Here is a 10,512-nt window from a genome sequence, read left to right as displayed (position 1 = left end):
GTGTTCGGGCTATGGCACAACTGAATGTTATTCTCGCCCGGCTGGAAGGGTACAGCGTATGGCTGAGAACCCGTTTGATTGTGAAGCGTGTGGCGACGACGCCGTATTTTGGGTATACGAACGCTGGAGCGACGAGCCCAACATGGCGACCGAGGACGAGTACCCACTTTGCGACGAGTGTATCGACGGCGTCGGTCCCCAGCACCTCGACGCCGCGTATGGACAGTACCAATTCAAGATTGAACCCGTCGCCGAGGCGTTCGGAATGAAAACGCTCTGAGCGCCCGCTCGGATTAGCGAAATCTGAGCGACCGGCCCACGCCCGCGCGTTATGCACAGACATGCCCAGTGGGGGAGGGTTACGCCTCGCGATACAACGAAATCCTATAGGAACCTATAGGCGGCGTACGCTGTTTGTCTGACGTGGTTTCAAGCCTATAGCGAATCCTATAGAATCCTATAGGCATGAGCGACACACTACGCGCGGCGACGTTCCTCGACAAAGGTGGGACCGGCAAGACCACGACGGTCGCACACCTCGGCGTCGCGCTCGACGAGCTGGGCCACGACGTTCTTTTGATTGACCTCGCCGGGAAACAGGGCGACCTCGGGAAACACCTCGGCGTGTTCGACGAGTACCAGGAACAGATAGCGAACGACGAGGCATGGCCGAATATCGCGACGGTATTCGACGACCAATGGCCGACGATCGCGGAGAAACTCGGCGACAAAGCGACGGCCGACCTCATTCTCTCGACCGACGAGGGCGTCGATCTGATACCGGCCCACCCCGGCCTCGACAGCCTCGACGCCGAGCTCGGGAATATCGACGACGCTCGGGAGCGGTACACCCGCCTGGAGGCGTTCCTCGACGAGTACGTCGACCCGCTGGGGTACGACGTCGTCCTCATTGACCTTCCGGGGCTCACTAACAACGTGTCGTATAACGGACTGTGGGCGGCTCACAGTGTGATAGCGCCCGTAGAAATGGGACCGTTCGAGGCCGAACAGGCCGACGCCCTTCGCCGGGACCTCGACAAAATCCGCGAGGCGTTCGACGTCGCGATCGACCTCTCGCTCGTCCTCCCGAACAAAGTCGACACCCGAACGAAATTGGCCGAGGAGTATCTCGAAGCGTTCCGCGAGGAGTACCCCGAGGCGATCGCGCCGGAGTACGTCCCCTATTCACAGGACATTAGAAACGCGACCGAACAGGGCCATACAGCGTTTGCACACCCCGGCCCCAGTACGACAGCCACCGAAGCGCGGGAGGCGTATCTCGACGCCGCGGACGTCCTCGTCGAGCGCCTCCAGGGGGCCGAACAGTGAGCGACGACGCGGACCTCGACCAACTCCGGGAAGCGACCGACCACGGCGACCGCCTCGACGAGGCCGCCGGGGCGGACGTGTACGAGGACCTCCGCGAGAGTATGGTCGAGTATCTGGAGGAAATCGACGACGGTGGGCGTCAAAAGACGGTGTCCGTGTGGGACGGCGATATTGCCGCGCTGATGGCCGCGCTGGAGGACCACCCCGAACACCTCCAGGCGTACGGCGAGGCCCTTCGCGAGGAGCTCGACCTCGGCGGGACCGAGCCGCCCGACCGGAGCGAGGTCCTTCGCCTTGCCCTCCGCCTCGGCCTCCGGGAGGCCGCGCCCGATGATATGGAAACCGCCCGGAAAGCCAACCAAGACCACGCTACACGCGGGCTATAGGTTCCTATAGGAATACCTGTAGAATCCTATAGAAATGGCTGGCGTGGGCAATTGGTAAACGGGGTTACTCTACAAACGCGTATATTTGCTCAAGGACCTCGGGCAATTCATCAGACAGTTCTCTCTCAGCAGCGCCCGAGTTGTAATTTTCCGCTGTCGCGTAGTTACCACATATTTCGGCCAATTCGTGGACCCGTTCGACCTCCTCGTCGGGATACCCTCGCCTCTCGCCGATAACTTCCAGTTTCGCGATCTGTTTCCCGAGCTGTCCCATGATTTGTTTCAACCCATCCCGATCCGGGTAGTGTCCTAAATCCACGGCGAACCTTCTGGCGGCTTCGGCCTCAGTGGCCGCGTCTATTACTTGCTGCTTCCACTCTGTATGGTCATCCTCGCCCTTGACGAATGACTCGATAACTCTACTCCCTGCGGCGTTCGCGAGGCCGGATAGGGCAGAGGTGGCCAGTGGGTCTACCATATTCTATTTGTCAATAGACAGATGCTTATTCCCTTTGCTGGGAAGACATGGCCCCCCGCCGGAATTGAAAAACACCCGCACTTATTGCACGCTTTTCTACAAACACGCAACCGTAGAAACCGAAAGCGGCGTGTGAATCCGTGAGCGGCCGGAATCAGTTTGACGGTGTAACTACCCTGTCGCTATTAGTTGCATGAAACCCACAATTAACACGCAATAATGAGAACCGACCGAAACCGGGACGGGACATACAACGTTTGGATGAGCCGGGGGGAGTACGAGGAGATACCACGCTCGGCCGACGGGTACGTTCAAGAAATCGCGCTCCGGCTCATGGGCGACTGTGGCCTCCGGGTGAGCGAGGTCCGGGACGTCGAGCCGAGGCATATCTCCAGAATGTCCGACGGCCGCCACTACGAGCTGGAGGTCGTCGGTGGGAAGGATACAACCGGAGAGTACGCCGAGGGGAAACAACGTGAAACGTGGCTCCCCCGCGCTTTCGAGCGGACAATAAACAGATACGTCCAAGAGAACGACCTCGCCGACGACGACCCGCTCGTCGACCGAAAGAAGCGAGCGATACAATACTGGGTCGAGGACGCCGCCGAGGTCGCCGCAGCAGAAACCGGCGACGAGGATTACCGCCGGGTGTCGAGCCACGACCTTCGGCGCTGCTGGGCGAACCACCTCCTCGTCGAGGAGGGCGTATCACCGCGTATCGTTATGGACCTCGGTGGGTGGTCGAGTTACGACGCGATCGAGCCGTACCTCGCCGCCCCGACCGAGGAGAACATCATTCAATCAATGAGCGACGTCGGACTGTGAGAGCTGGAATGAGCCGCCGGCCGGCTCGGTGTATATAGTATAGTACACCCCGGTGTGTGTTCTCTGTCTTTCAAACCGCACGGCGGGAAGCGTCCGCTGGTGTGATTTTATAAACCTCCCCCAGGACATTGTACTGTGAGCCGTAGCCCATTGTACCATGTGCTGTAGCCTATTGTACCGTGTCGCGTGACGCATTGTACTGTGTGCTATAGCCCACTGTTCCGTGGGCTCTAACGCGCGTGTGTTTCAGATATGAGCGGAGGGGTCCCCTCGGTGGGCGGTGAACGTATCCCTGTCCCGTCCCTTGATTCAGTATGGACAGTGACCTTTCTCCAGCGGAGCGGACCGTCCTCAACACACTGGTAGCACAAACAAACGAATACCAGGGTGAATGGACACCACGCGGGTCGCTGTACATCCATACCGTCGCCCACGGAAGCCTCTCGCCCGACGAGGCCGAAACCGCGATCGCCGCGCTCCTCGACGAGGGCCATATCGAACACCGCGACGGGGAGTTTCGGACAGCCGACGGCGTCGAACGCGAGCCACACCCCGGCGAGATACGGCGCGACCCATAGGCCGCCGTCACTCAATTCTCTCGACTTTCGCACGCGCGTATTCCTGAATAGATAGAGCCCCGGGGCTGTCGTGTCTTTTCAGAAAGCGAACAATGCAGGTATATCACCCGACAACCCGAGTTCGCTGGCACGGTTCCGCCCTCGCCGCTCGTCGAGCTGGCGGAGGCACGCGCGCGTAGTACAGAGTGGGGCGGTGGTGGGGGTGGGTGTCGGAACGGCTTACGCTTCAGAAATCACCCTGCTGTCGTTGGAAGGGTTCACCTGTCCGCTGCCGTCGGAAGTGTTCAAATTCTTTCATCCGTTACGCGCGTGTTTTAGAGTAAGAGTAGACAGTGGGGGAGGGTGAAAGTAAGCTGCTGGGTGTTACCGTTGATGATGTATGTCGTTGTTGTTGTCGCGGGCATATTGACGCGTACTATATCTATCTCGCCGATGCAGAATGGTGGAACCAAAAACTGTACTCGGCCGCCGTCTGTCGGATTCAGTACCTCACCGCTCCACGCGAGAGTATTTACCCCTGCTTTATTTCATTTGAATGGCGCAAAGCCGCAGCTATGCCGTCGTGCGACAACTGTGGCGAACACGTATCAAACCGATACTATCGCGTTCGGAAAGGGAACGACGGGGCGCTACATGGGTGTCCGTCGTGTGCAAACCCGGCGACACGACAGCGATTAGCGGCCGGTGTCGAGTCTCAATATAAAGTTCGGACCGACGCCGACGGGGTAACACGCCTGGAGAAAAGCGCCTAAGCGTTCTGCCGCTGTTTCACACCGCGGAGCGTCCGATCGGCACCATCCGCGACCCGTATCTCCTCGCCCCGGACCTCGACATATCCGTCCCCGTCGAGCTGGGCGAGCGCCGCGTCGATCTCCGGCCCCGATAGGTCGCCGATTCGGACACACGGTTTTACCAGGGCCGAGCGGGTTGTCCATTCGTTCTGTTCGCTGGTTTGCATAATGAGCGTGTTTAGCACCTTGCGCCGAATCGGTATTGCCACATCAGGCATACCTCCCGCGTCCACGGTTCCCATTATAGAAGTATCGACGCTTTGTTGGTTCGATAGAAACCACGACACTGAGCGCCTCGGCGAAGGTTGTTTGTCGCCCGCAAGGGTAGGGGTTTTCTCGACGTGAACGGCCGCGGACGGGATTATTCGTAGCTCTCGACCTCTAACGCCTGTTGTATCGAATCAACTACTGCGAGCGCCTCGTCCTCGGGGAGTGACACGCTCGCGGTTCCTGTGGCCCCGAGTGTGAACCCGATAGCGACGTCCTCGTCGACACTGTCTTCGCGAATCGGTTGGACAGTTACGTCGACGGTGTCGCGGCCGCCGAACAGTTCGAGCTCGCCCGTCCCGGCGTTTGGAATCTGAGCCGTAACCTCGTCGATCGGTGGCGCGTCCCCGTCGATAAAGAGCCGCTCCGGGACGCCGTCCTCGCCGTCGTTACTCATTGCTCGCGCCTCCGGGTTGCCTCTTTGAGCGCCTCCAGGGAGCGGAATACGCGGCCGCCCGCCCGATACTCTTTGTAGGTCGTCCCGTCGGCGGTTTGCATAATCCGCGCCGTCACACGGCTGTCGGTCGGGTTCATCGGTCGGCCTCCGGCACGCTTTCTGGAGGTTTGGCCGGCTCCTCGGGCATATCCTTCCCGCACAACTGGACTGAAAGGACGTCCCGGTCGAGAAGGCGCTCGGCGTCGGAAAACTCGGCGGTGAGCGTGAGCTTCACCGCGTCGCCCTGGACCTCGACCGCGGCCTCGCCCTCCATAGTCGTCGACTGTGGGCCGTCGCCCTCCAATTGCGCCCACAAAATTGGAGCTTCATTATCGCCGGCGTTGGCGTATTGGCTGTACTGTCGCGCGTCGATACCGTCGTGTCCGTCGGGTTTACCCGAACGGGGTGCGTTGGTCGTCATGCTGTCTGAATCCATCTGACAGCGCCGGCGTCGGAGTCTCCACCTCCGGCGTCGCCCTATTCATCCGCGCGATAGCGAACGGCGAGCGACGCGACCGGGCTGTCTACTACACCCTATGATTTCCACCAATAAATAAGTAGGTGTACGTCTAAAGGTACATGTATGGGAACAAAGAGTTTGACTATCACCGAGGAGGCGTATGAGCGGCTGAAAGAACACAAACAGGACGACGAGAGTTTCACAGATACAATTCTCCGGCTTACCGGCGACGACCGCGACCTCATGGCCGGGTTCGGCGCAATGAAGGACGTCGACGGGTTCCGCGAGGCCGTCGAAAGTACGCGCGAGGAGCTCGACGACGATCTCCGGGAGCGGACCGACCGATGATAGTATTCGATACCAGTTTTCTCTTAGACTATCTCGACGGCGTCGAGGCCACCGCCGAGTACCTCGACGAACACGAGGAGAAACCGTTTTTCGCGCCCACGCTCGCGCTCTTTGAGGCATACCGCGGAGCTGCACGAACGGCCGGCAAGGAGGGAATCGAACGCGTGGCGGGCGGGCTCGACTGGGTCGAACCCCTGCCCCTGGAGGACCCAGCAGCGAAAGAAGCGGCGCTTATCGAAGCCGAATTACTCGACAGTGGGGAACGGGTTAATCTCGGGGATACGCTAATCGCGGGGGTTTGTCGCCACCACGGCGCGCGGATTGTCACACGGGACAGCCATTTCGACCGCGTCGACGGCCTGGAGGTCGACGGGTATTGATGTCCGCCCGCTCGGCCGGGCGGGTTTCTGTGTAGCAATTACCGACTAAGAGTTTCTGCGGCACGCGAAAAGACGCTCCGGACCGTCTTTTCTAATCTGGCAATGAAAGGCTCAAGAACAATAACCAGCGCGTAGAAACCAAGCCAGATAGCCCCACTCTCCAGGCTCCCAACAGCGGCGGCGTATGTGGGTATAGCCATTACAAAGGTGAGTATAATAGCCACCTTCGCCCGGTCTTTGAGAGTACTTTCACCACCACTCTCAACGCCGGTACGGACAAGGCGGCGTATCGCGTCGTCGAGAGGTTCGCCCTCGTCCCGGTGTTTCTCGACGCGCCGGCGAAGATTATCGCCCGCGCCGATCGCGTCGAGGGCGTCGCCCCGGCGTGCGTCGAGGCCGTCCTCGACGACCTCGCGGAGAACATCTTTCTCCCTGTCGCCGACGCCGCGCTCGTCCTCCAGCCGAGCCGCGAGGCGTTCGGGAAGGTCGACCCGGTCATAGGCGGTTTGCTCGCGCGCGTCGAGCCCATCGCGAAGGAGCGCGCGCAGATATTCAGATTTGTTTCCGACGCCCCGCTCCTCCTCCTCCGCCTCGTACCTCTCCAGTAGCTTGCCCTCCAATTGGGCCGATACCATCCGAGACATTGCGTTAAAACTCTTTTAATCAGGGATTAGCAAAAAGCTGGTGGTGTGGGTTGTGATGTTGTGTGACCCTGGGACGGCTGTTGAGCAGATATCTGAGTAAGCACATCCTAACGCGAACACCCGTGCAGACAGGAGCTTTAAGTCCCCGTAGTCGCAATAGTATAGCAACGAAGCAAGGTAGAATTTACACCCCACCAGGCGACGCAAGGACCTACGCGTCGCTGTTTGGGATTACGACAGGTCCCGGGAAGTCCCCGGGACCTCACCTCTAACTTTGGACAGGTTGTTGTGAGGTTCCGCGGCGACTCCCGGCTTGCTGAGACGCGCCGGAGTGTTCCGACGTGTTCCGTTCTAAGCGGTCGAGGGTCTTAAATATCCACCCTTGGCGACCGATGGGCGGGTGTGTCGGTGTTCTCCGGTTGCAGCGATTGCCGCGCCGTAATGCGTTTCGATGAAAACCGGACACACAAACGATACCGACCGACAAACCGAACCGACCGCCTCCGCCGACTGGAGGACTGAATACACCGCCCAAGCCGTCGACGCCGATCTCCGCGCTGACGGCGGCCGGTATGCCTTGCCGGCCGTCGGGAGCCGTGTCCGCGACCGCGACACCGACGGCGACGAGCTCCTCATTATCGACGTCCGGGAAGGAACCCGAGCGGACGGGTTCGTCCTCGACGAGTTCGACGGCCTCACTGTGGCGGACGTGAACGACGCGTACGACCCGGGCGCGCCTGTGGTCGACGCCGTCTATACCGACGAGTTGGAGGCAACACTCGACGGGTGGCGGACCGTCGAGGACGTGAAAGACGCCGTGTCATTCGGCGCTGTTGGGTCCTATTCATTCCCAGCGGACCGCCTCGCTGCGGTCGACGGGGGTGGGGCCAAGTGAGCGCCGATACCCGAACGGTCGACGACCGACACGGGCAAACCGCTGCTACGATCGCCGAGCGGCTCGGCGTCGAGCGCCGGCGGCTCCTCCAGTTCGTCGAGTTTCACCCGGACCCGACGGCGAGCTACGTCCTCGGTTGGGCGCGAGCCGGTCCCAAGCACGAGGACGCCGTCGAGGCGTGGCTCGACGCCCGGGACGACGCGCCACACGCGGACCTAAGCGATGCGGACCCAGTAGCACAGGACGACGGCCGGCGGGGGTGGTTGGTCCGATGAGCGCGAAGGCCGACACCACGGACACGGCGCGGGAGCCCCCGCTCGGTGTCCTCGACGTGGTCCGCGATCGCGAGGACGACGAGGCGGACGACGCTGTCGTCGTGAACACGCCGCCGGTGGCGGCCGACGAGTGGGTCATTCACCGCCACGACGGCGTTACGACCGTCGCCGACGACAACCCAGAGTACGACGCCGACGCGGAGGTCGTCGTGGTGGCGTTCCGCGACGAGCTCGCCGAGGCCCGGCCGGAGTTCGTCGAGACAACCGAGGCGCTCCCGCTCGCCGACACCAGCGACCTTTCGACGTATGCGTTCCCACCCGGCCGCCTCCGCCGCGTGGCCTCAATTTGCCCCAAGGACGACGACGAGGGCGACACGAACGAACCCAGCGCCGAACCCGAGGGCGAGGCCGCGGCTAACACGCCGAGCGGCGAGGGCGACGAGGACGCCGACGTTCTCGGCCCCAGCGACCTCGGTGAGGACATGGCCGCGCTTCGGGAGCGCCTCGCCAACAGTACCGACGTGAAGGTCGAGGAGGCCGACGGGGAGGCCGTCCTCGTCGTTCCGAAACTCGGCGAGGACCACACTGTCTTTCCCGACGGGAGTGTGAGCGACGGCCCGCTCGCGGACCGTATCGCCGACCTCGCCGCGGAGTACCTGGAGGGGAGCGAATGAGCGAACAGGCCGGCCGGCCGCGTGTCGTCGAACCCAAGGAACCGCCGGAGTGCAAAGAGACAATCATCCGGTTCGATAAGGTCGGTGAGCGCGCGACGGTGTACAGCGAACACCGTGGCGTCGTATCCCGGCTGTTGCGTCATGTAGAAGCCGAGGCCGAGGCGATAACGCTCCAGAATGGGACTGTCGTCGAGGACGACACCCTACTCGGCGAAGATGATACGGTGATTGCATACCGCGGGACCGTCCCGATCGGGGCTTTGAAAATCCTCAAAACACCGCGCGACAGCTCGCGGCCCTCGGGTGTCGTGACGCAGAAGGGGAACGAATGAAACCGTCCGTAATGCTTACGTCGGACCGTTTCGTCGGAATTTGGAAAGGACAGGACGAAGCCACCCCTAACGGGCGTAACAGCAGACTGAGTAAGGTACTTTCTGCTATTCGCGCCCCTGTAATAACGTTTGCTCCCCACGACGAGCGACAGCGCTGTCTCTCGCGTGGCGGGCGGCGTTTGGCGGCTGTCTATACTACTATGAGAGAGACTAATCTGCACTTTGACGGGGCGTATTGCACGGGAGGCGGTCAATGAGCGCGCTCGACTGGGAGCAACTCCTCGCCGACACCCGCGGATACCTCGCGACGGTCGGCGATCTCGACGAGGACGACCCCGTCCCTGTCGACGAGCTCGTCGCACAGGCCGAGGCGAACGGCTACAACGAGCGCGAGGTCCGCGACGCGGTCCGGGACACCGACGCGCTGGAGGCCGTGGGCGGCCTCGACGACCTCCGCGTTCACCTCGCCGACGACACACACCCCGTTTCAAGTGAAAACGACGCTACGGACACCGACGTTTCCGGAGAAAGCGGCGGGTACGAGGGCGAGGAACCCGGTTCTTCGGGGTCTAACCCCACACCCGAAGCGGAGGAAACGGGACCGCAAAACGGCGACCCCGCGACCGTCGATAGTTGGGGCGGGGTCGACTTTTCAGAAACGGCCGCCGACACCTACCCGCCCGAGCTCCTCGACGTCGAGCAATGGATGGGGCGGCTCGCCGGTGAGAAAATGCCGTTTTCACCTTGGGCCGAGCGCGACCACCCGGAGGCCGACCCGGATAAGGACGCCCGGTACAAGTGGGGGCTTTCAGAGAATTACGCCGACGGTGAAACCGCCGGCATGGCCGAGGACGACCCCCGCCTCGACGGCCGGCTATTCATCCAGCGCGAGGACGACCCGTACGCGTTCGTCGACGGCGACGACGTTCGCGACCCTGAAACCGGTGAGATACACCCCGCATTTCGTGCAGTTCTCGACCACCTCGGCGTTACGTACGCCGACGTGTCGAGTTCTGGCGCTGGGGTTCACGCCTATTACCGTGGCGAGCTACCGGTCGGCGGCAAAGGACAGGCGGCGTTTGATATTGACACCGAGCCGTGGGGCGCGAACGACGACGTCCCCGCTATCGAAATATACGCCAATAAGCACGTCAATATCACCACCGGCGACCACCTCGTCGGGACCGGGACCGAGGTCGCCGAGTGGGACGACGACGCGCTCCGGGCGATTCTTGAAGCGAACGGATACGAGGACAAACCGGAGGTCGACCACGACACGGACAGCAAGCGTGAGGACCTGGAGGGCTATACTCCCGGGGCGACCGGGAAGGACGAAACCACCGACGAGATTCGCGACGTTTTGAAAGCCGTCGACCGGCTGGAACCGCGCGACGTCCGTCTGAAAACCTCCAAA

17 protein-coding genes and 1 pseudogene are annotated in these 10,512 nt (G+C 61.7%); 12 read left to right on the top strand and 6 right to left on the bottom strand.

All coding sequences use genetic code 11. The features are described from left to right. Nucleotides 1-58: 58 nt before the first annotated feature. From G9C82_RS20570 to G9C82_RS20560, 3 genes are all read left to right on the top strand, one after another. On the top strand, nucleotides 59-280 hold the full coding sequence (locus G9C82_RS20570) for a hypothetical protein (RefSeq protein ID WP_127015261.1): 222 nt from the start codon (nucleotides 59-61) through the stop codon (nucleotides 278-280). 185 nt (nucleotides 281-465) lie between these two features. After that, nucleotides 466-1,329 carry a ParA family protein gene (locus G9C82_RS20565; protein ID WP_127015260.1) on the top strand — a complete coding sequence of 288 codons (864 nt, stop codon included), beginning with the start codon at nucleotides 466-468 and terminating at the stop codon, nucleotides 1,327-1,329. Continuing rightward, nucleotides 1,326-1,715, top strand: coding sequence for a hypothetical protein (locus G9C82_RS20560; RefSeq protein ID WP_127015259.1), 390 nt, complete (start codon nucleotides 1,326-1,328; stop codon nucleotides 1,713-1,715). The genes G9C82_RS20565 and G9C82_RS20560 overlap by 4 nt, the downstream gene beginning before the upstream one ends. Nucleotides 1,716-1,779: 64 nt before the next feature. Here the strand turns inward: G9C82_RS20560 and G9C82_RS20555 are convergent, their stop codons facing one another. Next, nucleotides 1,780-2,193 (bottom strand): hypothetical protein, encoded by a 414-nt coding sequence (locus G9C82_RS20555; protein ID WP_127015258.1) that lies wholly within the window; start codon nucleotides 2,191-2,193, stop codon nucleotides 1,780-1,782. 219 nt (nucleotides 2,194-2,412) lie between these two features. Between G9C82_RS20555 and G9C82_RS20550 the strand changes: the two genes are divergently transcribed. Next, the gene (locus tag G9C82_RS20550; RefSeq protein ID WP_127015257.1) at nucleotides 2,413-3,018 is read left to right on the top strand and encodes a site-specific integrase; all 606 of its coding nucleotides are present in this window, start codon (nucleotides 2,413-2,415) and stop codon (nucleotides 3,016-3,018) included. Nucleotides 3,019-3,332: 314 nt separating this feature from the next. Further along, entirely contained in the window at nucleotides 3,333-3,596 is a 264-nt protein-coding gene (locus G9C82_RS20545) for a hypothetical protein (protein ID WP_127015256.1), read from the top strand. A gap of 748 nt (nucleotides 3,597-4,344) precedes the next feature. Here the strand turns inward: G9C82_RS20545 and G9C82_RS20540 are convergent. The 4 genes from G9C82_RS20540 to G9C82_RS20525 form a co-directional block, all read right to left on the bottom strand. Next, nucleotides 4,345-4,605, bottom strand: coding sequence for a hypothetical protein (locus G9C82_RS20540; protein WP_127015254.1), 261 nt, complete (start codon nucleotides 4,603-4,605; stop codon nucleotides 4,345-4,347). Between the two features lie 143 nt (nucleotides 4,606-4,748). Next, nucleotides 4,749-5,051 carry a hypothetical protein gene (locus tag G9C82_RS20535; RefSeq protein ID WP_127015253.1) on the bottom strand — a complete coding sequence of 101 codons (303 nt, stop codon included), beginning with the start codon at nucleotides 5,049-5,051 and terminating at the stop codon, nucleotides 4,749-4,751. Next, entirely contained in the window at nucleotides 5,048-5,188 is a 141-nt protein-coding gene (locus G9C82_RS20530; RefSeq protein WP_164734808.1) for a hypothetical protein, read from the bottom strand. The genes G9C82_RS20535 and G9C82_RS20530 overlap by 4 nt, the downstream gene beginning before the upstream one ends. Then, nucleotides 5,185-5,526 (bottom strand): hypothetical protein, encoded by a 342-nt coding sequence (locus G9C82_RS20525; protein ID WP_127015252.1) that lies wholly within the window; start codon nucleotides 5,524-5,526, stop codon nucleotides 5,185-5,187. Before G9C82_RS20525 ends, G9C82_RS20530 begins: the two co-directional genes overlap by 4 nt. A gap of 147 nt (nucleotides 5,527-5,673) precedes the next feature. On the opposite strand from G9C82_RS20525, the gene G9C82_RS20520 reads away from it, so the two are divergent. Continuing rightward, entirely contained in the window at nucleotides 5,674-5,898 is a 225-nt protein-coding gene (locus G9C82_RS20520; RefSeq protein ID WP_127015251.1) for an antitoxin VapB family protein, read from the top strand. Beyond that, nucleotides 5,895-6,278, top strand: coding sequence for a type II toxin-antitoxin system VapC family toxin (locus G9C82_RS20515; RefSeq protein ID WP_127015250.1), 384 nt, complete (start codon nucleotides 5,895-5,897; stop codon nucleotides 6,276-6,278). The genes G9C82_RS20520 and G9C82_RS20515 overlap by 4 nt, the downstream gene beginning before the upstream one ends. 38 nt (nucleotides 6,279-6,316) lie before the next feature. Here G9C82_RS20515 and G9C82_RS20510 read toward each other — a convergent pair whose 3' ends face one another. Then, on the bottom strand, nucleotides 6,317-6,898 hold the full coding sequence (locus G9C82_RS20510) for a hypothetical protein (protein WP_127015249.1): 582 nt from the start codon (nucleotides 6,896-6,898) through the stop codon (nucleotides 6,317-6,319). A gap of 475 nt (nucleotides 6,899-7,373) precedes the next feature. On the opposite strand from G9C82_RS20510, the gene G9C82_RS20505 reads away from it, so the two are divergent. From G9C82_RS20505 to G9C82_RS20485, 5 genes and pseudogenes are all read left to right on the top strand, one after another. Next, nucleotides 7,374-7,817, top strand: a complete 444-nt coding sequence (locus G9C82_RS20505) for a hypothetical protein (RefSeq protein WP_127015248.1) — start codon at nucleotides 7,374-7,376, stop codon at nucleotides 7,815-7,817. Continuing rightward, nucleotides 7,814-8,092: a hypothetical protein gene (locus G9C82_RS20500; protein ID WP_127015247.1), complete on the top strand. Its 279-nt coding sequence runs from the start codon at nucleotides 7,814-7,816 to the stop codon at nucleotides 8,090-8,092. Before G9C82_RS20505 ends, G9C82_RS20500 begins: the two co-directional genes overlap by 4 nt. Further along, nucleotides 8,089-8,766, top strand: coding sequence for a hypothetical protein (locus G9C82_RS20495; RefSeq protein ID WP_127015246.1), 678 nt, complete (start codon nucleotides 8,089-8,091; stop codon nucleotides 8,764-8,766). Before G9C82_RS20500 ends, G9C82_RS20495 begins: the two co-directional genes overlap by 4 nt. Then, a complete protein-coding gene (locus G9C82_RS20490; RefSeq protein ID WP_127015245.1) occupies nucleotides 8,763-9,098 on the top strand; it encodes a hypothetical protein in 336 nt (111 codons plus the stop codon). Before G9C82_RS20495 ends, G9C82_RS20490 begins: the two co-directional genes overlap by 4 nt. Nucleotides 9,099-9,351: 253 nt before the next feature. Further along, nucleotides 9,352-10,512: pseudogene (locus G9C82_RS20485) on the top strand (hypothetical protein); the annotation flags it as partial.

Source organism: Haloarcula sp. R1-2, assembly GCF_011627385.1.
Classification (GTDB): Archaea; Halobacteriota; Halobacteria; order Halobacteriales; family Haloarculaceae; genus Haloarcula; species Haloarcula marismortui.
This window is presented reverse-complemented; position numbering and strand designations above follow the sequence as displayed.